Origin of the sequence: Phycobacter azelaicus (assembly GCF_014884385.1) — a bacterium.
Lineage (GTDB): Bacteria > Pseudomonadota > Alphaproteobacteria > Rhodobacterales > Rhodobacteraceae > Phycobacter > Phycobacter azelaicus.
This window is the reverse complement of record NZ_WKFH01000003.1, coordinates 702,090-727,387: the sequence shown is the minus strand read 5'-3', so window position 1 is coordinate 727,387 and position 25,298 is coordinate 702,090. Positions and strand designations below refer to the sequence as shown.

The following is a 25,298-nucleotide window of genomic DNA, read 5'->3' as shown; positions in this document are numbered from 1 at the left end:
AAAGCGGGATGTGGAAGGCAGTTTTACGTAGCGGAACGCGTGGTGCGCACAAAGACGAGGCAGCCAATGATCATCAACACGAGCGCTACAAGAAATGGGGCGCCGGGGAGGTAAATCGCTGCGCCATCGCGGGTGAAGTGGGCAAAGGTTGCGGTCATCATCAGCGGAGAAACGATCATCGCCAGCGCATGCACAGAGGTCATCACACCCTGCAGCTCGCCTTGCTGATTGTCTGCCACCGTGCGCGACATGATCCCCTGCAGTGCAGGCTGCACCAGTGCCCCGAGTGCGGAAATCGGGATCAGCGCCAAGGCAAGCGTGCCGCTGGCGATGAAGGCCAGAACGCCAAAGGCCATGAAATCGAACACCTGTCCCCAAAGCACCGTGCCGCGCTCTCCGACCCACCGGACGCTATGGCGCAGGAGCCAGCCCTGCACCAATGCCATGCAAATCCCGTAGACACCCAGCGACAGTCCGATCATCTGGGGCTGCCAGCCGAAACGCTCGGCGCTGAAATAGGACCAGATCGCGGGATAGACATAGATCGCCACCGAGTAGAGGAAATAGACCCACAAGAGCGGCGCGATGCCCGGAATGCGCGCCATGGCGCGAAAGGCGCCAAAGGGGTTGGCGCGACGCCAGTCAAAGGCGCGGCGGGTCTCGTCGGTGACTGTCTCGCGCATCACGAACCAGCCAAGGGTAAAGTTCAGCGCAGCAAGTGCTGCAGCGGCATAAAACGGCGCGCGGGTGCCCATCTCTCCCAAAAGGCCGCCGATCAGCGGGCCAAGCACAAAACCCGCACCAAATGCGGCGCCCAAAAGTCCAAAGTTGGCGGCCTTTTCGTGGGGTTTAGAGATATCAGCGATATAGGCGCCCGCGGTGGAATGGGTTGCCGCCGTTATCCCGCCCACGATGCGCCCGATCAATAAAAGCCAAAGCGACCCGGCAAGCGCCATCACCAGATAATCGAGGGCCATCACGAAGAGCGAGATCAGCAGGACAGGCCGACGCCCCACCGCGTCGGACAAGGAGCCCAAAACCGGGCTGAACAGGAACTGCATCACTGCAAAGGCGGTGCTGAGGATTCCGCCCCAGATCGCGGCATCCGCGAGTGATCCGCCTTGCACCTCGACAATCAGGCTGGGCATGATGGGCATGATCAAACCGATACCCATGGCATCAATCATAACCGTGGTTAGCACAAAGATCAGCGGTAGGCGCATCAAAACCCACCCGCCGTACGTGTCACGGAGCGGGTCAAACCTGTTCTCAAACCGTCTATCCCGCGCCGCATATTGCTGCCTCTTGCCCGGTTATTCCTTGCCGCAGACTTCGGCGGCTTTTTCTGCAAAACGCAAGGCTTCCGCAGGGGCATGTCCCAGTTGCCGGGTCGGATCGAACAGGGCTTTGGTATCCAGATCAGGGAATTCCCGTGCAGCCAGGGCGCCCAGCTGTGTCTGGCTCTCATTGGCCTCAAGGCAGAGCCGTTTCACGGCCGCTTGTGCCTCTGGGCGGGGCAGGGTTTCGGTCAGGGCAAAGCTCAGCGCCTCGGCATGGATCATGTCGAGCCCGCTGTCCAGTGCTGCGGCCATGGCATCCGCGTTGGGCGTGATCCCGGCGGCAAGCGCCTTTGCCGTGGTGGCAGCACTTGCAGCGCCCAGCACGATCTGCGGCAGGCACATCCATTCGGTAAACCAGGCGGCGCCATCGCGCTGATGCTGCTGCATGGAGGCCCCGTGCAGAACCGTGAGTAGTCCCGATCCTTGCCGCGCCAGTGCGACCAGCGCCGAGGGCGCCACCGGGTTCTGTTTCTGCGGCATGGTCGATGATGCGCCGGCGCCGCCAAGGCGGATCTCCTGAATGCCAGTCTGCACCAGTGCGATGCAATCCTCGCCCATTTTGCCAAGAGTGATGTTCACGCGCACCAGCCAGTCCGCAATGCGCGTAACCGGGCTGCGGTCCGTATGCCAGCTGCGTCCGGGATCGCTCAGCGACAGCCCCTCGGCCAGCGCAGCGCGCAGGTCCGGCGCCTTGGGTCCTAGTGCTCCTGCGGTTCCGGCTGCGCCCGAGAGCGAGACCAGAAGGCAGGACTGGCGCAAGGTCGGCAGCTCTTCCAACAATGCGATCAGCGGAGCGCCCCAAGCGGCGACAACGGCGCCGAAACTGGTGGGCGTTGCGTGTTGGCCATAGGTGCGGGCGGGCATCGGCAGTTCGCCATGGGCGCGGGCGAGCGCCGACAAAGCGCCAAGCACAGCCTTCAGATCGGCCTCGATGGCGGCCAAGGCCTGACGCAAGCGCAGCATCAGCCCGGTGTCCATGATGTCCTGCGAGGTAGCGCCCCAGTGGACGTATTGCGCATGTTCCGGCGCATTCATCTCGCTGCGCAGGGCGGCGACCAGCGCGGGCACGGGCACGCCGTTCTGGCCCGTGGCCTTGCGCAGCGCGCCGGGGTCGAGCGCGACCTCCATCACCGCACGCTGAATGGCGGCGGCGCTGATCTCGGGGATAACGCCTGCGGCGCCTTGGGCCTTGGCCAGGGCGCCTTCGACCAGCAGCATGGCGCGGATTTCGGCGCTGTCGCTGAACAGGCGGCCCACATCGCCAGCGGGAAAGAGATCGCCGTATAGCTGGCTGTCAAATACCGATCCGGCCATGTCAGAGATCCTTTTCGATCCGGGTAATCAGATCCGCCAGCGCGTCCGGCGCGGCGAAGAAAGGAGAGTGGGAGGTCTCCATCACGTGCAGGCGCTCCGCGGGCCAGTCCTTTACCATATCGGCCTGGTATTCGGGCGGGATGGTCTGGTCACCCGCGCAGCGGATATAGGCCTTGGAGGTGCTCTCCCAGTTGCTGCCGATGGTCAGCGGCGTGTCCTGTGGCCGGATCGGTTGCGGGCAAAGGCGCTCCAGCGCGTAAGTGACGGCTTCCTCCGGGCAGTCGTGGTAGAACAGGCGCGGAACTTCGGCGCGGTCGATGGTGTAGCTGTTGCTGTCTTCGTCCTTGATCACCGCATGGGCCAGGGTCTGGCGCGGTCCGCGCTTGCGCATGTCGATCATCGACAGGCCCGAGGTCGGCACGTAAGCGCAGAGATAGATCAGCCCACGCAGGCGACTCGGGTCCTTTTCTGCGGCGGCGGAGATCGGATAGCCGGCCCAGGAGTGGCCCAGCACGATCGTGTCCGGCCCGGCGGCCATGAGGATCGCCTCGGCGGTTTCCTCCAGCGTCCCGCTGGAGAGGTCACGCCCGTCGTTGTGCCCGGGCAGGTCGATGGCGCGGGCTTTGTGGCCGCGCGCCTCAAGGGCGGGAATGAGGTCGCGCCAACACCAGGCGCCGTGGCAGGATCCGTGGATCAGCAGAAAGTCAGCCAATGTGTCCGATCTCCTTGAGGAAGGTTGTCAGCCGCTGGGTGTATTCATCGGGTTTCTCGACGCAAGGGATGTGGCCCGCGCGGCGGATCAGGTGGAACTGCGAGCCGGGGATCAGATCGACGGTTTCACGCACCAGATCGGGCGGGGTGGAGCCATCCTCGGCTCCGGCAAAGCCGAGGCAGGGCAGGCGCAAGCCGCTGGTGGGCGTGTAGAAATCGGTGCCCGCAATAGCCGCGCAGCAGCCCGCATATCCCGCGCGCGATTGCTGCACCAGCATGTTGCGCCACAGGGTCAGCTCGGGTTTGGCGCGAAACTCCTTGGCGAACCAGCGTTCCATGACGTTGTCAGCCAAGGCTTCGATGCCCTGCTCCTCGACCGCTTTGATCCGCTCCTGCCACATTTCTGCGGTGCCGATCTTGGCGGCGGTGTTCGACAGCACCAGTGCGCGCACCTGATCAAGCCGTTTCACCGCCAGCCCCTGGGCGATCATGCCGCCGATGGACAGGCCGACGAACACACAGTCGCGCACATTGAGATGATCCAGCAGTCGCTCGGCATCGCGCACCAGCGCGCCCATGGAATAGGGCGCGGCAGGCACCGTGGACAACCCATGCCCGCGCTTGTCATAGCGGATCACCTTGAGGCCTGCAGGCAGGCGCTCCACCACCGCGTCCCAGACCCTGAGGTCGGTGCCCAGCGAATTGGCAAAAACGATGGGTGCACCGTTTGGGTCCCCGTCCACACGATAGTGCAGCTGGACATCGCCCAGATCCGCGATTTGCATGATATTTCTCCCCGTCACGTATCCGGCGCACCATATCCGCGAACGTAAGGGAAGGTAAAGCGAGCGGGGCGCCCGGTGTCTGCTCAGACGCAGAAGTCTAGTGCGCGTTTGAACATATCGGGATCCACGTTGCCTCCGGTCGCCACCGCGATCACTGCGTCCCCTTCGATCTGGTCGCTATGGAAAAGCGCCGCCGCAAGCGCTGCCGCGCCGCCCGGTTCCACCGCAATTTTCAGTCGCAGGAAGGCCAGCGCCATGGCACGCAGCGCCTCCTCTTCGGTGATGACAATGCCAGGACCGCAAAGACGCGACAGGATCGGAAAGGTGATCTCCCCTGGCGCCGGTGTCAGGATGGCGTCGCAGATCGACCCAGAGGTGGCCGCGTTGCTTTCGATCTGGCCGCTTTGCAGCGAGCGGGTCACATCGTCAAAACCTTGAGGTTCAGCCGGGCGCACGCGCAGACCTGGAGCGCGCGCCTCCAGCGCCAGTGCGACACCACCGGTGAGGCCACCACCACCACAGCAGACCAGAACGTCGCCCGAGGTGATGCCCTCTGCGGCGGCTTGCTGGGCGATCTCAAGGCCGACGGTGCCCTGGCCTGCGATCACTTCTGGCTCATCATAAGGTTTGACCAGCGTGAGGCCGCGCGTTGTTGCATAGTGATCTCCCAGGTCTTCGCGGCTTTCACCACCGACCCGGTCATAAAGCACCACCTCGGCCCCCAGCGCGCGGGTGTTGTCGATCTTCAGCTGTGGCGCATCGGCGGGCATTATGATCACAGCTGGTGCGCCATGGGCCTTTGCCGCCGCAGCGACGCCCTGGGCATGGTTGCCGCTGGAATAGGCGATCACGCCGCGTTTGCGGGCTTCCTCCTCCATCGCCGACAGCGCCGCCCAGCCGCCGCGGAACTTGAAGGATCCTGTGTGCTGCAGGCACTCGGGCTTGACCAGCAGGCGGCGTCCCGCGATCTCGTCCAGGAAGGGGGACGACAGAAGAGGTGTTTTGCGGGCGTGGCCTTTGATCCGCTCGGCGGCGGCTTCGATCATGGCAATGGAAGTCATTTAATCTGGTCCAATAGGGAATGAATAAGTGAAAGCGCAGCGGGTTCGTCAAGAAACGGAACATGGCCGCGGTTGTTGAGTTCTACAGCCTTCAAGTCCGGTAGGCGGCGCTGCATCTCAAGGAAGGTTTCATGGCTCAGCACGTCCGAGTTGGCGCCCCGGATCACGCCGCAGGGCAGCCCCTCAAGCGCCATGAACAGGGGCCACAGATCGGGCGGTGGGCCCACCTTGGACTGCTCCAGCAGCGCATCGCGCAGGCGGGTATCGTAGCGCAGGCTTAGGCCATCCGGCGTTTCGTCGTAAAAAACCTCTACCTCTTCGCGCCAACGTGTGAGAGGCACATCCGGGAAGGCGGGCGCCATCAGGGCGGCCAGTGTTTCGGCAGCCTTGTCATGGGTCTTGGCGGCGGGGCGACGGCCCACGTATTCCATGATGCGGGCAATGCCGTCTTGCGGGATTTCCGGCCCCACATCGTTCAGCAACACGGCGCAAAGACGCTCCTTCGCGGTGGCGGCCAGAACCATGGCCACCATCCCCCCACGCGAGGTACCGAGAATTGCCGCCTGTTCCAGGCCTAAGTGATCCATCAGTTCGGTAACATCCTGCGCCTCGCGCATGACGTTGTAGTTGGCGATATTGGTATCATGATCGGACCGTCCTCGACCGCGCGCATCCAGTGTGATCATGCGATAGCGCGTAGCGTGCGGTGCGAAATAGCGAAAATCCTGCCCGTCGCGGGTGAGGCCCGGCAGGCAGATCAGCGGCAGGGGGCTTGCCTTCCCGGTATCGGTGTAATGGAGCGACAGCCCGTCCGTGGTGGTGAAGTGCGGCATCTGTGCGATGAGCTCCTTTGAAGCTGAGGGTCAGCCTTTGGCGATATCCGGGATCGTGGTCAGATCGCTGAGGACATGCTTCGGCGACCAGGGCAGGCGGTCCATCGGCTCACTGGCGCGGTTCACCCATGCCGTCTCGAACCCGTATCCCGTGGCCGCAGCCGCATCCCAGCCGTTCGACGACACAAAAAGCACCTCAGAAGGCGCGCAGGAGAAGCGTTCGCCGACAAGGTCATAGACGCTGGAGTGGGGTTTGAACACGCCGACGCTTTCAACCGACAGCACATCGTCCAGAACAGCGCCCACTCCGGCCGATTGCACGCAGCCCTCCAGCATGCCGGGGGAGCCGTTGGAGAGGATCGCGGTGTTGAAACCGGCCTCTTTCAGCTGGGTGAGCATCTTCGGCACCTCCGGGTAGGCCTGAAGCTCCCAGTAAAGCGCCAGAAGGCGCTTCCGCAGGGGGGCATCACCGGCAAGGCCGGTTGCCTCAAGCGCCCAGTCCAGCCCGTTCTGCGTGACCTCCCAAAAATCCGCATGGGCGCCGGTCACGGCCCGCAGCCAGGTGTATTGCAACTGCTTCAGGCGCCAGTGCCCCGCGAGCTCGGCCCATTTGTTGGCCAACTGCGGGAAGTCGGGTTCAGTTGCAGCTTGGCGCGCGGCGGCGGCGACATCGAATAGCGTGCCATAGGCATCGAAAACACAGGTTGTGATGGGCATGGGGTCCTCCGTTGCCGCAACACTGTCACAGGAGGAAGCCATTGCAAAAGTGCAAAGTTGTATGGGTCACAATCCTGTTAGCGCAGGAGCGATATGGGGCTAGGATCTGGCCCGCACAACCTGAGCGCTGCGTTTGGGATTATCGGCACATGAAGATTGAAAGGATCTACGAAACGTCGTTCGGGCGCTTCGGCTTTCTGTGCTTTCGGTCGCAGTATACCATGGGGGCGACTTCGGGTTTACATTGCAGACTGAACCTGTAGGGTCGCGCCCTTTAAAACCCAAGCTTGATCTGGAGGTCTCATGACCGAAGTAAAGAACGGCGATACCGTGCGCATCCACTACACGGGACGATTGACGGATGGCACCGTCTTTGACAGCTCCGAGGGACGCGATCCGCTGGAATTCACCGTTGGCGCGGGTCATGTGATCGGCGGCATGGATGCCGGTCTGCCGGGGATGGTCGCTGGCGACAAGAAGACTCTGGAGATCGCCTGCGAAGACGCCTACGGGCCATCCAACCCTGATGCGCGTCAGGCCATCCCACGCGAAGGAATCCCGGACGATATTCCGCTTGAGCCGGGCACCCAGCTGCAGATGCAGACCCCGGAAGGGCAGATTCTGCCGGTAACAGTTGTCGAAGCCGATGAGGCGACGGTGACGCTGGATGCAAATCATCCGCTGGCTGGCAAGGATCTGATTTTCGACATTGAACTGGTCTCGATCAACTGATCGCGAAAGACAGGAGCGGGTGCGGCGTTGGAGCTCCCGCCCGAAGACGCCGGATCAAGGATCCGTCCACTGTCGGTTGGGCGTAGCGCCGCTGCGCGGCGCAATCGGGGCGCTGAAACGAGTTGTGGCATTGGCCAAAATCGCATCTTGGGCGGGCCGCATCTGCATCCGCGGCGCGACAGTTTTACTGCTGTTGTCCCGATCTCGATCAGGGCGGCAGCACGCAAAGCGCGCTGGCAGGCCCAACGTGAGCAGGGCCATCATTGATGGCTTTGCGGCGGTTGGGAGTCACTGCCTCGGAAGCGCACCGGATTTCTTCCTTGCACTGCCCGGGGGCAACAGCTTTCCTGTTCACGAGGAAAGGGGTGCAATATGCCTGAGGACCTGATCAACACACTGGGGGTCACCGTTCCGATCTGTCAGTCGCCCATGGCGGGCGTCAGCTCTCCTGCCATGGCAGCCGCGGTCAGCAATTCAGGCGGACTCGGTGCGCTTGGCATTGGTGCCTCCGGTGTCGAAAAGGCGAGGGAAATGATCCGGCAGACCCGCGCGCTGACGGACCGCCCATTCAATGTCAATGTCTTCTGTCATAGGCCAGCTCAGCCCGATCCCGCCCGAGAGACTGATTGGCTCAATCTGATGGCGCCGGTATTTGAGAGCTTTGGCGCTTCTCCGCCGAGCACTCTCTCAGAGATATATACCAGCTTCCTTGTCGATATGCGGATGTTGCAGATGTTGCTTGCGGAGCGACCTGCAGTCGTCAGCTTTCACTTTGGTGTGCCCGGTTCGGACGTTATCAGAGCGTTGAAGGATGTGGGTATCGCCCTGATGGCAACGGCCACGTCCCTTGCGGAAGCACGAACCATTGCTGCTGCAGGCATTGATGCCGTGGTGGCGCAGGGTTGGGAGGCGGGCGGCCACCGGGGAGTTTTCGATGCGGATGCAGAGGATGCGCGCCTCAGCGCCCTTGACCTGACACGGATCCTCGTGGGCGAGCTAAATATCCCCGTTGTCACGGCTGGTGGGCTGATGGATGGGGGGGATATTGCCAAAGCCCTGAGCCTTGGCGCTGTGGCCGCGCAACTGGGAACCGCCTTCATTGATTGCGACGAGAGCCTTGCCGATGCGGGATACCGCGCTGCGCTGCATTCGGGTGCCGCGAAAAACACGACGATGACCGCGGCCATATCGGGTCGTCCCGCGCGTTGCCTGGCCAATGAGTTTACTGCCTGGGCAACTGAGACTGCCGAAGCTGTACCGCCCGATTACCCGATCGCATATGATGCGGGAAAGGCTCTCAACGCCGCAGCCAAATCGGCGGGAGTAGCAGGTTTTGGAGCGCAGTGGGCCGGGACAGGCGCGCCGCGCGCCCGTACCGGCTCTGCCGTAGACATCATGAATGTGCTGATCGACGAATGGCGGGCCGCAACGGCATAGAATGGCACAGGGTGCAGGGGCGCGATCCGGGGTGATCCGCGCAAGTCTGGAGGATAGAGTATGAGCACGCGAATGGACGACCTTCTGGCGCGGATGCGGACCCTTCAGGACGAGCTGGAAGAGGAAATCGCCGAGAAACGCGTTGCTTTCCGGTACAAGCTGGAAAACGGACGCATCGTCTGGGAGGAAGAGGCGCGGCGCCAACACCGGGCTCTGAGGATTCGCTGGCTGCGCTTTCTCGCCTATACGCGCCCAATGGTGTTGCTGACGGCGCCCTTCATCTACAGCCTGATCATTCCCTTCGTTCTGTTGCATCTGTTCGTTATCATCTACCAGGCCGCCTGTTTCCCGGTCTACGGAATCCCCAAGGTGCCCCAGGGCGATTACATCCGCATGGACCGGCAGCATTTGGCCTATCTCAACTGGGTGCAAAAGCTGAACTGCGTCTATTGTGGCTACTGCAACGGGGTGATCGCCTGGGTGCGCGAGGTGGCCAGTCGGACCGAGGCCTATTGGTGCCCTATCAAACATGCCGCCCGTGTCGAAGGGGCGCATGCCCGCTATGCCGAGTTCTCCGAATTCGGGGATGGCGAGGGGTTTCAGGCTGCCCTCGCGCGCTCCCGCCGCAAGGTGCAGGAGAAGGATCAGGGTGCCGCGGCAGATGCGGGGCAGGATCAGACCTGATCTGACTATTGACCATAGCAAAAGAAAAGGGCGCCCTACTGAGACGCCCGTAATCGCAATCGTCTGAGAGCAGTGTCTTACAGGTTTTCCTGCTGCGGCATGCCGAGGATATGAAAGCCACCATCGACGCGGATGATCTCGCCGGTCGTATAGGCCCCGGCATCAGAGGCCAGGTAGACGGCGGTACCGCCCACCGCTTCAAGTGTTGCGTTCGAGCGCATGGGGGCGTTTTGCTCGGTGTGCTTGTAGGTCTTGCGCGCGCCGCCAATGGCTGCGCCAGCCAGCGTTTTCATCGGGCCGGGCGAGATTGCATTGACGCGGATGCCTTCAGGGCCAAGGTCATTGGCCAGATAGCGGGTTGCGCTTTCCAGGGCCGCCTTGGCCACGCCCATGACGTTGTAGTTCGGGGTCACCCGGTTCGAGCCGCCATAGGTCAGCGTCAAAAGCGTGCCGCCGTTTTCCTGCATCATCGGATAGGCGCGGCGCGCCACCTCGATGAAGGAATAGGCCGAGATATCCATGGAATTCTTGAAGTTCGCGCGGCTGGTGTTGATGAAGCGCCCCGTTAGCTCTGACTTGTCCGAATAGGCAATCGCGTGCACCAGGAAATCGATCGTCGGCCAGCGCGCGCCCAGCTGTTCGAAAGCCGCATCAAGCGAGGCATCGTCGGTCACATCCACATCGACCATGAAATCGCTGCCCACCGAGGCCGCCAGCGGCTCCAGCCGTTTGCCAAAGGCCTCACCCTGATAGGTAAAGGCCAGCTCGGCGCCTGCGTCCGCCATCGCCTTGGCAATGCCCCAGGCGATGGAACGCTCGTTGGCAACGCCCATGATCAGGCCCCGTTTGCCGCTCAACTGTCCGGACATGCGCGCTTATCCCTTGTATTTGCTCAGGACCATGGAGCCATTGGTGCCCCCAAAGCCAAAGCTGTTTGTCATCACGCTGTCCAGCCCTGCGTTTTCGACGCAAGCGGTGGCAACCTCATCCGGTTCGATCCCTTCGGCAAGGGTTTCGACGTTGATCGAAGGTGTGATGAAATCATTGTCCAGCATCAGAAGGCAGAAGATCGCCTCCAGCGCGCCGGCAGCACCCTGCGCGTGGCCGGTCATCGATTTGGTCGAGGAGATCGGCGGCACCTTGCCTGCGCCAAAAACGCGGCGGGCGGCTTCGACTTCTCCCACATCGCCAACGGGCGTCGAGGTACCGTGGGCGTTGATATAGGAAACCTTGCGCCCCTCGGGCAGGGTCGACAGGGCCAGACGCATGGCGCGCTCGCCGCCTTCACCGCTGGGGGCGACCATGTCGTGCCCGTCGGATGTGGCGGCAAAGCCGGTCACCTCGGCATAGATCTTGGCGCCGCGTGCCAGCGCGTGATCGAGATCCTCCAGCACCACGATGCCGCCGCCGCCCGAGATCACAAAACCGTCGCGGTCCTGATCAAAGGCGCGCGAGGCTTTCTCGGGCGTGTCGTTGTATTTCGAGGACATCGCGCCCATGGCGTCGAACAGGCACGAGAGGGTCCAGTCCAGTTCCTCGCCGCCACCTGCGAACATCACGTCCTGCTTGCCCATCATGATCTGCTCGGCCGCGTTGCCGATGCAATGCAGCGAGGTGGAGCAGGCCGAGGTGATCGAATAGTTGATCCCCTTGATCTTGAAGGCGGTGGCAAGGTTCGCGGAAATCGTCGAGGACATGCATTTCGGCACCGCAAACGGCCCGATCCGCTTGGTTGCGCCGGTTTTCAGCACGGTCTGATGCGCCGTCAGCATGGCCGAGGTGGACGGCCCGCCAGAGCCAGCCACCAGACCGGTGCGTTCATTGACGATCTGATCCTCGGTGAGGCCCGCATCGGCGATGGCCTGTTGCATGGCGATATGAGCATAGGCGGCACCGGGGCCCATGAACCGCAGGGTCCGCTTGTCCACATGTTCGGACGGATCGATCTTCAGCGTCCCGGCCACCTGGCTGCGAAAGCCGTGCTCGGCCATCTCGGGGCTGGCGACGATGCCGGATTTCCCGGCTTTGAGCGAGGCAAGAACCTCTTCGGCAGTGTTGCCGATCGAGGAGACGATCCCCAGACCGGTGACGACAACGCGACGCATAGATGCACTCCCTTGATACCTTGTGCCTTACTAGGCCGTGCAGGGCATGGGTGCAAGATGGGTTGGGTGGTGGCTCGCCGACGATCAATGCTCGCAGCTTCTGTTTGCCATATGGTGTCGAATGCAAAAGCTAGCCTATAGTTCAGCAACTTTCCGGACTACTTTTCCACGCTCAATTGATAGCATCGTACGTATTGCCATTCGTATCTTAGGGCTGGATAGCCTGTACGCATTTTCATGTGGGAGGCGTCGTAGGAGGGGGTTCTCGCCCTTAGCCAGTCTGGTGAGTTCTCCCGAAACATTCAATGAGATACCGTTTGTGGTCTCTGGGAAAAGTTCTCTAATTTTGTCCTCGACATCTCTGTAGGTAAACCTGTCCACTTCAATTTCGCCACATGCGTAAATGCACTGGTTCCTTCTTGCTGCCTTTGTTTCTTTTGAGTTTAGGCGCGCTGAAACAATCGCGCAATTCGCTCGGATCGAGTTTCTCGCCCATTTCAAGACTGCGCGATCAAATACGATTTGATCAATTTTTCCACCTTTTCTTTCGGCCTCTCTTGCAATTTTTAGGCCAAGCTCTTGGAGTTCAAGTGCTATTCGATCTGTGACCCTAAGCATCCTTTCGTAGAAAACCTCTTTGTTTCCAAGAACCTCTAATTTAAGAATGCTTTCTAGTCCAAGGCTCATTAGGGCCTTTGCTTCTCTGGCTGTCATTCTTTCGACTTCAGGAATTTCCTTCAGGCGAGTTGATATTGTTTGGACATTTCCGGTTTTTGCTAGCTTTTCGTCGATCCCGGCTGGTGTGCCGACGATTACAATTTTTACATTATATTCTGCGTAGGTGGGATCATCTAAAAGCACAACGCAATTTGAGATCGCTTTACAAATGGCTGCGTCACCTGCGACCTGTTCAAAGTTGTCAAATACAACAACCGCCTTTTTCTTGCCTGCCATTTTTCGAATGTATGCAAGCAGTTTTTCAAATGGTTCTTTTTTCCCTTTGACATACTTCCATGTGCCTTCGAAATCCACGCCAACACCAGAAGGCTTTACGCCACCCGATTTAGAAAGCTCATACTCTTCTTTCTCCAGCAGTTCTTGCCGAGATAACTTGTCTTCAAATGCGGCTGAGAGAGACCCGAGCGCTGATGCTTGGACGAGATTTACCACCTCATAAAAAACATCTTCTTTTTCAAAAACACTCTTATAGAGCCATGATTTTCCGTTTCCACTTTCGCCAAATATTATTAAGTGTTGGCTTTCTAGTAAGCCGTCAGAAAGCTCTGCTTCAAGGTCAGGCCTTGGTATGTAGAGGCGAGAATTAACACTGGCTGATCGTGGTGTGAATACTTCTTCTGGTTTTGGTTTGCCGCTAAAAAATGACATAAATCCAACCTACGTTCTCATGTGTCTCGAGGATAGTGTCTTTGATATCAATACACAAAGCTCCGTGCACGCATTTATTTCATGGCTAGGTGTAATTTGAATGCAGGTGCACTTCACCAAAGGCATCAATCGTTACTTTTCAAAAACGCGGTGTGTTCGGTGATCAAAGCCTAATCCTCGGGATGCTATGCGCGGCGAAGACAACCTGTTACATGCCTAAACAAAAAAGAGGCCCCGCGGGGCCTCCTGATCTTCTTGACTGGCTGCGCCTCAAATCAGCTTTCGCTGAGGGCGACCTTCATGTCCTTGACCTGGTAGATCACCTCTCCGTCGGCTTCCACGATGCCGTCGGCGACGCCCATGGTCAGGCGGCGGGTCTGGATGGCCTTGGTGAAATCCACCTTGTAGGTCAGCATCTTGCGGTCGGGGCGCACCATGCCGGTCAGCTTGACCTCGCCCACACCCAGCGCATAGCCGCGCCCCTGCCAGCCGCGCCAGCCAAGGTTGAAGCCGGTCAATTGCCACAGACCGTCAAGACCCAGACAGCCGGGCATGATCGGGTTGCCGGGGAAGTGGCAGTCAAAGAACCACAGGTCCGGGGTGATGTCGAACTCGGCCAGGATGTGACCCTTGCCATGGGCGCCGCCATCCGCGCTCACCTCGGTGATGCGGTCCATCATCAGCATGGGCGGGGCGGGCAGCTGGGCGTTGCCGGGGCCGAACAGCTCGCCTCGGGCGCATTTCAGCAAGTCGTCTTTGTCAAAGCTGCTCGGGTAATCGGCCATGCTGGCGGTTCTCCTGCCTTCGTGTGTCGGTTGTCTAGCTGGCCTCCTGTAGCACCGCGCCAAAGGGTCCTGCAAGCCTTGTGCGCCGTGTGGCGCGCGCCGGGACACGGGGTCGCAGCAAAGGGGGCGAATGGCATTCTAACGGGAGTCCATTTGAAAACGATGCGTCAATGGCCCTATATATACAGTCAGCAACGCGAGGCAGGATCTGCACATGACGCCAATTAGCGAAGATCTGGCAACCAAATGGCTTGGACGGGCCGGACTGCGGCCGACCCGACAGCGGGTGGCGCTGGCTGAGCTGTTGGTCGGGGACGGCAAGCACCGCCATGTCACCGCCGAAAGCCTGTTTGAAGCGGCCAAGGACAGGGGCGATGCTGTTTCTCTGGCCACCGTCTACAACACGCTCCGCGCCTTTTGCGACGCGGGGGTCTTGCAGGAAATCACCGTGGACGGGTCGAAAAGCTATTTCGACACCAACACCCATGATCACCCGCATTACTACTGGGAACAGGATGGCCGCGTCACCGATGCGCCTTCGGACCAGCTGGTGATCCAGAGCCTGCCGGACGCTCCCGAGGGTATGGAGATTGCCTCAGTCGACGTGGTGATCCGCTTGCGTAAGCGTTGAACGCTCTGCGCTCAGGACTTTCTTGAGACTCTCGAGCGCCCGATGCGCGGGCGAGGCTTCTGGGACGCCTTCAGGAGCTGCCAGAATGACCGGTTCCTCTGCGCTGGTATCCGTAACTGGGACCGCGCACAGCGCTTTGCCGTCATAACTGGTCCCGCCGGGTGGCAGGCTGTAACTGATGCCTACCCCTTCGCCATTGGCTGCCAGACTGCGTAAAAGCTCCAGCGAGTCGGCCCGCTGCGCGATCCGTGGCACCAACCCGTGAGCCTTGAACAGCCCCAGCATGTGCTGTACCGAAAGCCCTTCCTGCGACAAAACCAGCGGGTGGGCGGCCAGTTCGGCCAATGAAATACCACCGCGGCCTGATATCGGGTGGTCGGGCGGCACCAGGGCATGTGGGGCAAGGCGATGCAGCACCGCTCTGCTAAACCCTGCATCCAGCCCAAGATCATAAGTGATGGCCAGATCCGCCTCGCCCCCGGACAGGGCAGCGATCAGAGGATCGAAGCCACAGGCCCTGTGGCTGATCTTCACGTCCGGCAAGGCCTGGCGCAGCGTCTTCAGGGCAGGGGCCAGCAAGAATGGCGCAAGGTCGGAGAAACACACCAACGTCAGATGATGCGTTCCAGAGCTTGCGCCTTTTGGATCCTCCAGCAGGGCTGCCTGCGCAAGAAGTCCCTGGGCCTTTTCCGCAAACGCCCGTCCCTGGGGCGTCATCGCCAGAGCTGAGCCCCGTCGGCGCCGGAACAGTGCATACCCCAAATGATCCTCAATCCGGCTAAGCGCGGCAGAAAGCGCAGGCTGGCTGACGTGCACTGCTGCTGCGGCGGCTGACAGGCTGCCATGGCGGGCGACAGTGCAGACATATTCGTAGTGGCGCAGAGTCAAATATAACATAGAGTAAAGGGTAGCTTAAAAATATATGATTTGAAACTATGACTGCTACGCGGCAGGACTGATCCACCGGATTTCCATATTCAGTAGCGGAGGCAGCAATGGTCCACCCTCTCATCACGCAAGAGCATGTCGAGCAGTTTCAACGCGATGGCGTCGTGCTTGTGCGCGGGCTGTTTGCGGATCAGGTTGAGCTGCTGCGCGCCGGGGTCGAGGCAAACATGCAGGCGCCAGGTCCCTACGCATCGAACAACGAAAAGCCGGGGCAGACGGGTCGGTTCTTTGACGATTACTGCAACTGGACCCGCATCCCTGAATTTGAGGAGGCGATACATGCCTCCCCGGTGGCTGAAATTGCCGCCGATCTGATGCAGTCAGACTATGTGCAGATGTTCCACGACCACGTGCTGGTCAAGGAGCCGGGAACCTCTATGGCGACACCCTGGCACCAGGACGGCCCCTATTACTTTGTCGAAGGGCAGCAGACGATCAGCTTCTGGTCGCCGCTCGATCCTGTGCGCGAGGCCTCGCTTCGCTGTGTGGCGGGATCTCACGCCTGGGAAAAGGAAGTGCTGCCCACTCGCTGGGTCTCGGAAGAGGGGTTCTTCCCGGATGAAGGCCAGTACATACCCGTGCCTGACCCCGATGCCGAAGGAATGCGGGTTCTGGAATGGGAGATGGAGCCGGGCGATGCGGTGGCCTTCAACTATCGCACCCTGCATGGCGCACGCGGCAATACCTCAAGCCAGCGCCGCCGCGCCTTTTCCCTGAGGCTGGTTGGGGAGGATGCGCGATACGTGGAGCGCCCGGGCCGTACATCTCCGCCCTATCCGGGCCACGACATGCAGCCGGGTCAGCGCCTGCGCGAGGATTGGTTCCCGGTGCTGTTGCAGCGGTAATGGATTAAAGGGGGCTTGCATCAAAACCACTGCCCCGGCTCCATCAGGCCAAGATCCAATAGCTGCTGTGAGTGCCATTCGAACGGCACTGAGTTATGCCAGCGGAAGGTCTTGATGTCGAAAGACGAGCCGGGATTGCGCTTCAGGGCTTTGGCAGTGCGGAACGAACAGATCGCCGCCGTCAGGTTATGATGCCAAGGGCAGGCGTAGGTGTTGTACTCCGGCACGTTGAATGTGTGGTTGGGCAGCAGTTCCAGATCGGCGCTGGCTCGAAACAGGGAGATGCGGTCGATTTTTCGGCTGGTATGCGGGATATGTTCTTCATGGCGCCATCGCATGCCTCCAAAGAAGTCCAGTTGGCGCTCTTCGGGTGTGCTTTTCGTGCCAAGGTAGCGAGCTTGGGCATAGTAGCCGGATTTGTCCAGATAGGCATCATCCAGCGCCACTGCATTGGGGTGCTCTGTAAGGTCTCCCGCGTAAAGGTCGATCACATAAGTCAGCATGGCGGCGCGTTTTTCTTCGGTGTGAAAGCGCAGCATTTCCGGGACAGAGCGTGTTTCGCAGAAGGGAAAGAACAGGAATTCAGCGTTGTAGCAGTAATAGAGCCAGCATCCCGGAGAGGCGCTGCGGATCACCTGATTGATTGCGTCAAACACGCTTTCGGCAATGCCGCAGTCAAAGGAGACACGATGCACCTTGGCCGAAACCGCCTCAGGCAATTCAATCGTATCAGGCATGAAGGCGACGACGGTGTCAAAACCGCTTTGCAGGTGATGGCGCAGGGTGCTGGCGACCTCGACCGCGTCCTCAACGAACACCAACGCAACCGGTCCTTTTACGAGGCGCGCGCGCTGTTGTCTGAGAAAGTCGTCAAGGGTGGGGTAGGTCACGGGGTGCTGCTCCTGCCGTTCTGGCATTTGCCCCCAAAATCGAGTATCAGCGCGCGCATTGCAAGCGGCGTCATTCCCCTGTAAGGCAGACCGCTGATCTACCTTTTGTCCGGCGAAAAGGCAACGAACCCATGAGTGCGCCCAAGAAGCTGTTTATCAAGACCTACGGCTGTCAGATGAATGTCTATGATAGCGAACGCATGGCCGAGGCGCTGGGCGGGCAGGGTTATGTGGAGACGAAATCGGCGGATGAGGCCGACATGATCCTGCTCAATACCTGCCACATCCGGGAAAAGGCCGCCGAAAAGGTCTATTCCGAGCTGGGCCGCTTCAAGGGGCTCAAGGCGGAGAAGCCGGATCTCAAGATCGGCGTGGCGGGCTGCGTGGCACAGGCCGAGGGCGAAGAGATCATGCGCCGCCAGCCACTGGTGGATCTTGTGGTCGGCCCCCAAAGCTATCACCGCCTGCCGGAAATGGAGGCCAAGGCGCGTGGCGGGGAGAAGGTGCTCGACACAGATTTCCCCGAAGAGGACAAGTTCGAGAAACTGAAAAACCGTCCCAAGGCCAAGCGTGGCCCGACGGCGTTTCTGACGGTGCAGGAAGGCTGCGACAAGTTCTGCGCCTTCTGCGTGGTTCCCTATACCCGCGGCGCCGAGGTGTCCCGCCCCGTGTCCCGGGTGATCGGCGAGGCGCAGGAGCTGGTCGAGCGCGGCGTGCGCGAAATCACCCTGCTGGGCCAGAACGTCAACGCCTATCACGGCGAAGGTCCAAATGGTGCCGATTGGACACTGGCACAGCTGATCTGGGAACTGGACAAGATCGACGGGCTGGAGCGTATCCGGTTCACCACCTCGCATCCCAACGACATGATGGACGACCTGATCGAGGCGCATGGCACTTGCAAGAAACTGATGCCCTATCTGCACCTCCCGGTGCAGGCCGGATCGGACCGGATCCTCAAGCGGATGAACCGCAGCCATACCGCCGAAAGCTATATCCGTCTGATCGAACGCATCCGCGCCGCGCGCCCCGACATCCTGATCTCGGGCGATTTCATCGTCGGCTTCCCAGAAGAGACCGAAGAGGATTTCCAGGCAACGCTGGATCTGATCGAGGAAGTGAAGTATGGCACTGCCTATTCCTTCAAATACTCGACCCGTCCCGGCACGCCGGCAGCAGAACGCGCACAGGTTGAGGCTGCCGTGGCCGATGAGCGCCTGCAGCGCCTGCAGGCCCTTCTGACGCGTCAGCAGCGTGAGATCCAGGACAGCATGGTCGGGCGCGAGGTTGGTGTCCTCTTCGAAAAGGCGGGCCGTCTGCCAGGTCAGATGGTCGGTAAATCCGACTACCTGCATGCGGTCCATGTTGCCGATTGCGACCGGCAGATTGGCGATCTGGCGCGGGTGCGCATCGTATCGTCCGGGGCAAATTCTCTCGCGGGTGAGTTGATCGGATAACACGCGATCGCCCCCACGGTCTCACACGAGGCGCGCAAGTGGCACACCTCCTGGCCGACGGATGAGGACGGCCAGGTGAGTCTTTATTGCATCCATTTTGAGAACAATTGCCGGAAACGGGTTTGAGTGTTGGCGAAAACCGCATAGTTTCGTGAAAAAAATCTCATCATGGCACGCAATCTGCGGAAAATTCGTGTAGTTTTGCGGGCATACATTGAATTCGATGATAGCCTGAGCGTTAACGCATGATGCGGCAAACTCCGGGGGACTTAGGTGAAGGAAATCTGGTTGTGCTGAAGTTCAACATGAAAACCGCAGGCGCTGTGCTGGTCGCTGCCGTGACCGCGCTAAGCCTGTCGACGGCGTCGGTTGCGGCGCAGGATTCGCAGTCTCGTACTGTGCGGGGCGAGCGTTACATCCCAACAATCTGGGTAGACCCGGATGGCTGTGAACATTGGGTCATGGATGACGGGGCCGAGGGCTATATGACTCCGCATGTTACACCCGACGGAAAGCCGGTGTGTCGTCGTGGTCAGCTTTGCGGCATGATGCCGACGGATCAGTTCTTTGCCACCGACAAGCACCATATCAACGCGGCGGGTCGTTCGCGCCTGACGGAGTTCTTCCAGAAAGCCAAGCCGGGGACCCGTTATTTCGTGATTGCCGGCCATACCGACAGCCGCGCGTCGGATGAATACAACATTGCTCTGTCTAAGCGCCGCGCCAATGCCGTGGCGCAGGTGGCCAAATCCGCCGGGGCCCGTGTGGGTGACATCCGTGCCTATGGCGAACGTGACCCGCGTGTACCGAACACCAGCGCGGCAAATATGGCGCAGAACCGCCGCGTTGAAATCTACTGTGTGCGCTAGGGGGATTACAGGATGACCATTCTCAAAGGAGCCGCCGCCCTGTGCCTGGCGCTGTCTGTCGCCGCTTGTGGTGATGTCACGGACAAGACCCGCGACCAGAACATCTTTGATGGCAAAAGCGGGGACCTTTCGCAATTGACGGCCGGTATATGGGTCGATCCCGCAGGCTGTGAACACTGGATCATCGATGACGGTGTCGAAGGCTATGCGGACTTGCGCCGGACACCGGATGGCAAGCCGGTTTGTAACAGCGAACTGCCGCGCAATGTGGCCACCGGCCCCTTCAAATCCGGTTCTACATTTGGCGATCCTCTCTGATCGACCCCAAGCAAATGCGATAAACCAGCCGTCCCAACTGGGGCGGCTGTTTTCTTTTGAGCCATTTGTTTCACCTCTGTGAATTTTTCGCCCCTGCGCTTGCGCATGGTGGCGGAGAGGTTCACACTAAGCCAAGAGACACCCAAGCAGAGGACTACAGATTGGCCACCAGCGCCCCGACCCCGTCGCACCACGCCCATCCCGACACCGCACATGAAGTGCTGCTGGAATTCCCTGACAATCGCCTGCTGATCGACCTTTGCGGTGAATACGATCGCAATCTCGCCGAAATCGAACAAAAACTAGGAGTGCAGGTCCTGCGTCGCGGCAATCTTTTGTCCGTTATGGGCGAGACAGGCGCGCGGGAGCAGGCGGCGGCTGTCCTGACGGCGCTTTATGACCGGCTTGAAACGGGCCGCAGCGTTGAACCCGCCGATGTTGATCGTGAATTGCGCATGGAGCAGGCCGATGCGGCGAATAGCGGCAGCCAGCTTGAGATGTTCAGCGGTGGCAAGGTTGAAATCAAGACCCGCAAAAAGTTGGTGGAGCCGCGCACAGATGCGCAAAAGGCCTATGTGAAGGCCCTCTATGAACACGAGATGGCCTTTGGCATTGGCCCTGCCGGCACCGGCAAGACCTATCTGGCCGTGGCAGTGGGTGTCAGCATGTTCATCACCGGTCAGGTCGACAAAATTATCCTGTGCCGTCCCGCCGTTGAGGCGGGCGAGAGGCTCGGCTTCTTGCCGGGTACCCAGGAAGAGAAAGTCGATCCCTACATGCAGCCGCTCTATGATGCGCTGAACGATTTCCTTCCCGGCAAGCAGCTTGCCAAGTTGAAAGAAGAAAAGACGATTGAGATTGCACCTCTGGCCTTTATGCGGGGGCGCACGCTGTCCAATGCCTTTGTGGTGCTGGACGAGGCGCAGAACGCCACGACCATGCAGATGAAGATGTTCCTCACCCGCCTCGGCGAGGGCTCGCGCATGGTGATCACTGGGGACCGCAGCCAGGTGGACCTGCCGCGCGGGGTGCCCTCGGGGCTGGCGGATGCGGAACGGCTGCTGAAGTCGATCCCGAAGATCAGCTTCAACTACTTCACCGCGCGGGACGTGGTGCGCCACCCGCTGGTTGCTGCCATCATCGAAGCCTATGACGCCGACGTTCCGGCAGGCTGAGTGAAACCCCGTCATGACGCTTGAGATTTCTCTGGAGGATGACCGCTGGAACGCGGTGGCGTTTGAGGCCTTGGCCGAACGCAGCATCAGCACTGCGCTCGATCATTTCGGCTTGGATCCTGAGGAGTGCGAGATCTCGCTCTTGGCCTGCGATGACGCGCGCATTGCCGACCTCAATGCTGAATTCCGCGACAAGCCCACTCCGACCAATGTTCTCAGCTGGCCTGCTGATGATCTTGCGGCGGAGGAACCGGGCGGCACGCCGCTACCGCCAGAGGCGGATTTCACCGGAGAAATCTCATTGGGTGACGTCGCCATTGCCTATGAAACCTGCGCGCGCGAAGCGGATGAGGCGGGCAAACCGCTTGCCGACCACCTCTCCCATTTGCTCGTTCACGGAGTGTTGCATCTTTTGGGTTACGATCACATCCGCGACCCGGACGCCACAGTGATGGAAGCTCTTGAGGTCGAAATACTTGGCAAACTGGGTATCGATGACCCATATACGGAAAGTGGAAGCCTCTGATGGGGCATATTGGATAGGATAGATGGGCGATATAGAAGGCAGTTCTAACGCAGCGCATAGCGCGCTGCAGATAGAGAGTGAGGCCCTTGCGGGCAAAAAAAACGGGACGGATCTCGGAGTGGATCACGACGAGAAGACGGGGTTTTTCGGCCGCCTCTTTGGGTCGCTTGCGCCAACGGCGACGGCAGACGCGCCGGAAGAAGAGGGCGCGACCGCGCCAGAGGTTCGCCCTCACGGCATGATCAACCTGCGTCGGATGCGTGTGGAAGACGTGGCCATCCCCTCGGCGGAAATCGTGGCCGTTCCCGTGACAACTGACAGCGAAGATCTGGTTCGCGTCTTTCGTGAAAGCGGGTTCACCCGCGTTCCTGTCTACGAAGGTACTCTGGATACGCCGCTTGGCTTTGCCCACCTTAAGGATTTTGCGCTGACCCACGGGTTCAACTGTGGTGAGGAAGCCTTTGATCTGCGCAAGATGCTGCGCCCTCTTCTCTTTGTACCGCCGTCTATGCCCATTGGCGTCCTCTTGGCCAAAATGCAGGGCGAGCGGCGCCATATGGCGCTGGTGATCGACGAGTATGGCGGCGTGGACGGGCTCGTGACCATCGAGGATCTGATCGAACAGGTCATCGGGGAAATCGAAGACGAGCATGACACCGGCGAGGATCAGACCTGGTTCCGTGAGAAATCCGGCTGCTACATCGCGCAGGCCCGCACGCCCTTGGCTGAGTTCGAGGCCGAGATCGGCATGTCCCTGACCAACCATGATGATGTGGACGAGGAAGAGATCGATACTCTGGGTGGGCTGGTCTTTATGCTCTCTGGCCGTGTGCCCGCACGCGGCGAGGTGATCGTTCATCCTGATGGCCCCGAGTTCGAGGTGGTGGACGCCGATCCTCGGCGGATCAAACGGCTGCGGGTTCTGGTGCCCAATACCACAGAATGATGCAAAGGCTGCGCCTGAGCCGGGATGCGTTGCTTCCCGGACTTATGGCCCTTGCTCTGGGCGCTCTGATGTCTTTTGCGCTGGCTCCTGCGCATTTCTTGTGGACGGTTCCCATCGCTTTGGGTGGGATCGGCGTGCTTGTGTTGCGCATCAAGAGTCCCCGTCTTGGGGCTTTCCTCGGCTGGGCCTTCGGGGTTGGCTATTTTGCTTTAGGACTTGCTTGGATCATCGAGCCCTTTTTCGTTGACCCTGAACGCCACGCCTGGATGGCGCCTTTTGCGCTTTTGTTTCTGGCCGGTGGGTTGGCTTTGTTTTGGGGGGGCGCCTTTTTCGTCGCGGTGCGTTTTGCCGATGGTGGCGCGCGCCTTCTGCTGCTGATGGCGCTGTGGAGCCTTGCGGAATTTGCCCGCGCCTATGTGCTGACGGGCTTTCCCTGGGCGGCCTTTGGACAGTTCTGGATTGACACGCCTGCAGTGCAGCTTTTGCCCTGGATTGGTCCCCATGGACTGGCCTTGCTGACGCTTGTCGCCTTTTTGCCCCTGGCGGTGATACATCAACGCCCGGCTCGCGCACTGCTGCCAGCGGTCGCTCTGGCTGCGCTTGCGGCGTTTTTGCCTGAACCGCCTGCGCCCGAGCGGACGGAACACAGAGTGCGCCTGGTGCAGCCCAATGCGCCGCAGCATCAGAAATGGCACCCTGATTTTCGATGGGATTTCGTGCGCCGCGCCATGGCGTTTAATGCCGAAGGCGCGCGCCCGGACATGATCATCTGGCCAGAAACATCGGTTCCGCAGCTATTGAATCACGCGCAAGAGACGCTTGAGGCGGTACATCAGGCCGCGCCGGGCGTGCCTCTGCTGATCGGGATCCAGCGTGAGGAAGATGGAGCATATTACAATTCCGCGGCCTACCTGGGGCCGAATGGCGCCGTTCAGGGGCTTTATGACAAGGCGCATCTGGTTCCGTTTGGGGAGTACGTGCCCTTTGGAGATATGATGGCGCGCTTTGGGATCCATGGCTTCGCCTCGCAAGCGGGGGCAGGCTATGCGGCCGGCCCCGGTGCGCGATTGCTGGACCTGCCAATCGGGGCGGCGCTGCCGTTAATTTGCTACGAGGTCGTGTTTCCGCAGGATGTGCGCGCCGCGCCAGAACGCCCCGATGTTCTGGTGCAGATCACCAATGATGCCTGGTTCGGTACCCGGTCGGGGCCGTATCAACATCTGGTGCAGGCGCGGATGCGGGCTGCCGAACAGGGCCTGCCAATGCTGCGCGCCGCCAATACGGGGATTTCCGGGTTGATCGACCCCTATGGGCGCCTTGGTCCGTCGCTTAAGCTGGGAGAGGCAGGCTATGTCGATGTCGTTCTGCCCGCCCCCTTGCCCGAAACGTTCTTCAGTCGCACCGGAGACTGGCCTGTCTTTATCCTCTGCGTGATCCTCGCGGCTCTAGCCTTGCGCCGTGGCACAATTCCGCCACCACGTTCATAGCTGCTCAACCCATTTCTGCAAAAAGATTGACGACAGGCATGTGCCTGCTTACTGAGCAGTGATTCCTCCCACAACGGCTTCCTGGCGTGGTGAGGTAAAACACAAATGGAGCACTTTTCATGACCCGCAAGAACTACACTTTCACCTCGGAGTCCGTTTCCGAGGGCCACCCGGACAAGGTTTGTGACCGGATTTCCGATGCCGTACTGGATGCCTTCCTTGCAGAAGAGCCAGAGGCACGCGTTGCCGCTGAAACCTTTGCCACGACAAACCGTGTGGTTATCGGGGGCGAGGTGGGTCTGTCCGATAAGGACAAACTGCACGACTACATGGGCAAGATCGATGAGATCGCCCGCGCCTGCATCAAGGACATCGGCTACGAGCAGGAGAAGTTCCACCACGAGACCGTGGAAATCACCAACCTGCTGCACGAACAATCTGCCCATATCGCGCAGGGTGTGGATTCAAGCGAAGGCAAGGATGAAGGCGCCGGTGACCAGGGCATCATGTTCGGCTTTGCCACCAATGAAACCGATGCGTTGATGCCTGCGCCGCTGCAATTCAGCCACGCGATCCTGCGTCGCCTCGCTGAGGTTCGCAAGAACGGCACCGAGCCTGCACTGGGTCCGGATGCGAAATCACAGCTTTCAGTGATCTATGAGAACGGCAAGCCGGTTGGAATTTCCTCGCTGGTTCTGTCGACGCAGCATCTTGATGAAAGCCTGACCTCTGCTGATATCCGCGCGCTGGTCGAGCCTTACATCCGCGAGGTCCTGCCCGAAGGCTGGCTGACAGCTGACACCATCTGGCACGTGAACCCGACTGGAAAGTTCGTGATCGGTGGTCCCGATGGCGATGCAGGCCTCACCGGGCGCAAGATCATCGTGGATACCTACGGCGGCGCAGCGCCCCACGGCGGCGGTGCCTTCTCCGGCAAGGATCCGACCAAGGTGGACCGTTCGGCGGCCTATGCAGCGCGCTATCTGGCGAAAAACGTTGTTGCGGCCGGCATGGCGGACAAATGCACCATCCAGCTTTCATATGCGATCGGTGTTTCCAAGCCCCTGTCGATCTATGCCGACACCCACGGCACCGGCGAGGTTGAGCCTGCGGCTATCGAAAAGGCCATCGATCAGGTGATGGATCTGACCCCGCGTGGCATCCGCTCGCACTTGGGGCTGAACAAGCCGATCTACCAGCGCACCGCTGCCTATGGTCACTTTGGCCGCGAGCCCGATGCGGATGGCGGTTTCAGCTGGGAGCGTACCGACCTGGTAGAGGCCCTGAAAAAGGCAGTCTGAACTGCTTGTTTCTAC

General features: G+C 60.3%; 26 protein-coding genes and 1 riboswitch. Of the genes, 13 read left to right on the top strand and 13 right to left on the bottom strand.

What is annotated here, in order from left to right:
- Positions 1 to 23 precede the first annotated feature (23 nt).
- The 7 genes from INS80_RS04605 to INS80_RS04575 all read right to left on the bottom strand — a co-directional run bounded on the left by INS80_RS04605 (position 24) and on the right by INS80_RS04575 (position 6,761).
- On the bottom strand, positions 24 to 1,223 hold the full coding sequence (locus INS80_RS04605) for a TCR/Tet family MFS transporter (protein WP_192964504.1): 1,200 nt from the start codon (positions 1,221 to 1,223) through the stop codon (positions 24 to 26).
- A gap of 90 nt (positions 1,224 to 1,313) precedes the next feature.
- Complete coding sequence (locus INS80_RS04600) at positions 1,314 to 2,654, bottom strand: class-II fumarase/aspartase family protein (protein ID WP_192964502.1); 1,341 nt, start codon at positions 2,652 to 2,654, stop codon at positions 1,314 to 1,316.
- A 1-nt stretch (position 2,655) separates the two neighbouring features.
- Positions 2,656 to 3,366, bottom strand: coding sequence for an alpha/beta fold hydrolase (locus tag INS80_RS04595; RefSeq protein WP_192964500.1), 711 nt, complete (start codon positions 3,364 to 3,366; stop codon positions 2,656 to 2,658).
- Positions 3,359 to 4,150, bottom strand: a complete 792-nt coding sequence (gene pcaD / locus INS80_RS04590) for a 3-oxoadipate enol-lactonase (RefSeq protein WP_192964499.1) — start codon at positions 4,148 to 4,150, stop codon at positions 3,359 to 3,361. Before pcaD ends, INS80_RS04595 begins: the two co-directional genes overlap by 8 nt.
- 83 nt (positions 4,151 to 4,233) lie before the next feature.
- The gene (locus INS80_RS04585; protein WP_192964498.1) at positions 4,234 to 5,211 is read right to left on the bottom strand and encodes a threonine ammonia-lyase; all 978 of its coding nucleotides are present in this window, start codon (positions 5,209 to 5,211) and stop codon (positions 4,234 to 4,236) included.
- Positions 5,208 to 6,044, bottom strand: coding sequence for an alpha/beta fold hydrolase (locus tag INS80_RS04580; RefSeq protein WP_192964497.1), 837 nt, complete (start codon positions 6,042 to 6,044; stop codon positions 5,208 to 5,210). The genes INS80_RS04585 and INS80_RS04580 overlap by 4 nt, the downstream gene beginning before the upstream one ends.
- 30 nt (positions 6,045 to 6,074) lie before the next feature.
- The gene (locus INS80_RS04575; protein WP_192964496.1) at positions 6,075 to 6,761 is read right to left on the bottom strand and encodes a haloacid dehalogenase type II; all 687 of its coding nucleotides are present in this window, start codon (positions 6,759 to 6,761) and stop codon (positions 6,075 to 6,077) included.
- Between the two features lie 303 nt (positions 6,762 to 7,064).
- On the opposite strand from INS80_RS04575, the gene INS80_RS04570 reads away from it, so the two are divergent.
- The 3 genes from INS80_RS04570 to INS80_RS04560 all read left to right on the top strand — a co-directional run bounded on the left by INS80_RS04570 (position 7,065) and on the right by INS80_RS04560 (position 9,614).
- Positions 7,065 to 7,493 carry an FKBP-type peptidyl-prolyl cis-trans isomerase gene (locus INS80_RS04570; RefSeq protein WP_192964495.1) on the top strand — a complete coding sequence of 143 codons (429 nt, stop codon included), beginning with the start codon at positions 7,065 to 7,067 and terminating at the stop codon, positions 7,491 to 7,493.
- A gap of 372 nt (positions 7,494 to 7,865) precedes the next feature.
- Entirely contained in the window at positions 7,866 to 8,930 is a 1,065-nt protein-coding gene (locus tag INS80_RS04565) for an NAD(P)H-dependent flavin oxidoreductase (protein ID WP_192964494.1), read from the top strand.
- Positions 8,931 to 8,990: 60 nt separating this feature from the next.
- Entirely contained in the window at positions 8,991 to 9,614 is a 624-nt protein-coding gene (locus INS80_RS04560; protein ID WP_192964493.1) for a hypothetical protein, read from the top strand.
- A gap of 77 nt (positions 9,615 to 9,691) precedes the next feature.
- Here the strand turns inward: INS80_RS04560 and INS80_RS04555 are convergent, their stop codons facing one another.
- The 4 genes from INS80_RS04555 to fabA all read right to left on the bottom strand — a co-directional run bounded on the left by INS80_RS04555 (position 9,692) and on the right by fabA (position 13,890).
- Complete coding sequence (locus INS80_RS04555) at positions 9,692 to 10,483, bottom strand: enoyl-ACP reductase FabI (protein ID WP_192964492.1); 792 nt, start codon at positions 10,481 to 10,483, stop codon at positions 9,692 to 9,694.
- Positions 10,484 to 10,489: 6 nt separating this feature from the next.
- Positions 10,490 to 11,719 (bottom strand): beta-ketoacyl-ACP synthase I, encoded by a 1,230-nt coding sequence (gene fabB, locus INS80_RS04550; RefSeq protein WP_192964491.1) that lies wholly within the window; start codon positions 11,717 to 11,719, stop codon positions 10,490 to 10,492.
- A gap of 135 nt (positions 11,720 to 11,854) precedes the next feature.
- A complete protein-coding gene (locus INS80_RS04545) occupies positions 11,855 to 13,105 on the bottom strand; it encodes an AAA family ATPase (protein ID WP_192964490.1) in 1,251 nt (416 codons plus the stop codon).
- Between the two features lie 275 nt (positions 13,106 to 13,380).
- Positions 13,381 to 13,890 (bottom strand): bifunctional 3-hydroxydecanoyl-ACP dehydratase/trans-2-decenoyl-ACP isomerase, encoded by a 510-nt coding sequence (gene fabA / locus INS80_RS04540; RefSeq protein WP_192964489.1) that lies wholly within the window; start codon positions 13,888 to 13,890, stop codon positions 13,381 to 13,383.
- A gap of 214 nt (positions 13,891 to 14,104) precedes the next feature.
- Between fabA and irrA the strand changes: the two genes are divergently transcribed.
- Positions 14,105 to 14,521 carry an iron response transcriptional regulator IrrA gene (gene irrA / locus INS80_RS04535; RefSeq protein ID WP_192964488.1) on the top strand — a complete coding sequence of 139 codons (417 nt, stop codon included), beginning with the start codon at positions 14,105 to 14,107 and terminating at the stop codon, positions 14,519 to 14,521.
- Here irrA and INS80_RS04530 read toward each other — a convergent pair.
- Entirely contained in the window at positions 14,486 to 15,418 is a 933-nt protein-coding gene (locus INS80_RS04530) for a LysR family transcriptional regulator (RefSeq protein ID WP_192964487.1), read from the bottom strand. The genes irrA and INS80_RS04530 overlap by 36 nt on opposite strands.
- Before the next feature lie 98 nt (positions 15,419 to 15,516).
- Between INS80_RS04530 and INS80_RS04525 the strand changes: the two genes are divergently transcribed.
- The gene (locus tag INS80_RS04525; protein WP_192964486.1) at positions 15,517 to 16,314 is read left to right on the top strand and encodes a phytanoyl-CoA dioxygenase family protein; all 798 of its coding nucleotides are present in this window, start codon (positions 15,517 to 15,519) and stop codon (positions 16,312 to 16,314) included.
- Between the two features lie 20 nt (positions 16,315 to 16,334).
- Here the strand turns inward: INS80_RS04525 and INS80_RS04520 are convergent, their stop codons facing one another.
- Entirely contained in the window at positions 16,335 to 17,204 is an 870-nt protein-coding gene (locus INS80_RS04520) for a glycosyltransferase family protein (RefSeq protein WP_192964485.1), read from the bottom strand.
- Between the two features lie 131 nt (positions 17,205 to 17,335).
- On the opposite strand from INS80_RS04520, the gene miaB reads away from it, so the two are divergent.
- From miaB to metK, 8 genes are all read left to right on the top strand, one after another.
- On the top strand, positions 17,336 to 18,661 hold the full coding sequence (gene miaB / locus INS80_RS04515) for a tRNA (N6-isopentenyl adenosine(37)-C2)-methylthiotransferase MiaB (protein ID WP_192964484.1): 1,326 nt from the start codon (positions 17,336 to 17,338) through the stop codon (positions 18,659 to 18,661).
- A 305-nt stretch (positions 18,662 to 18,966) separates the two neighbouring features.
- A complete protein-coding gene (locus tag INS80_RS04510; RefSeq protein ID WP_192967183.1) occupies positions 18,967 to 19,530 on the top strand; it encodes an OmpA family protein in 564 nt (187 codons plus the stop codon).
- A 12-nt stretch (positions 19,531 to 19,542) separates the two neighbouring features.
- Entirely contained in the window at positions 19,543 to 19,848 is a 306-nt protein-coding gene (locus INS80_RS04505; RefSeq protein ID WP_192964483.1) for a hypothetical protein, read from the top strand.
- Between the two features lie 161 nt (positions 19,849 to 20,009).
- The gene (locus INS80_RS04500; RefSeq protein WP_192964482.1) at positions 20,010 to 21,023 is read left to right on the top strand and encodes a PhoH family protein; all 1,014 of its coding nucleotides are present in this window, start codon (positions 20,010 to 20,012) and stop codon (positions 21,021 to 21,023) included.
- A 13-nt stretch (positions 21,024 to 21,036) separates the two neighbouring features.
- Positions 21,037 to 21,549, top strand: coding sequence for an rRNA maturation RNase YbeY (gene ybeY, locus INS80_RS04495; protein WP_192964481.1), 513 nt, complete (start codon positions 21,037 to 21,039; stop codon positions 21,547 to 21,549).
- A 22-nt stretch (positions 21,550 to 21,571) separates the two neighbouring features.
- Entirely contained in the window at positions 21,572 to 22,495 is a 924-nt protein-coding gene (locus INS80_RS04490) for a hemolysin family protein (protein WP_192964480.1), read from the top strand.
- 44 nt (positions 22,496 to 22,539) lie between these two features.
- Positions 22,540 to 23,982 carry an apolipoprotein N-acyltransferase gene (gene lnt / locus INS80_RS04485; RefSeq protein WP_226892558.1) on the top strand — a complete coding sequence of 481 codons (1,443 nt, stop codon included), beginning with the start codon at positions 22,540 to 22,542 and terminating at the stop codon, positions 23,980 to 23,982.
- Between the two features lie 62 nt (positions 23,983 to 24,044).
- Positions 24,045 to 24,095: riboswitch (SAM-SAH riboswitch) on the top strand.
- Between the two features lie 6 nt (positions 24,096 to 24,101).
- Positions 24,102 to 25,283 (top strand): methionine adenosyltransferase, encoded by a 1,182-nt coding sequence (gene metK / locus INS80_RS04480; RefSeq protein WP_192964478.1) that lies wholly within the window; start codon positions 24,102 to 24,104, stop codon positions 25,281 to 25,283.
- Positions 25,284 to 25,298 lie beyond the last annotated feature (15 nt).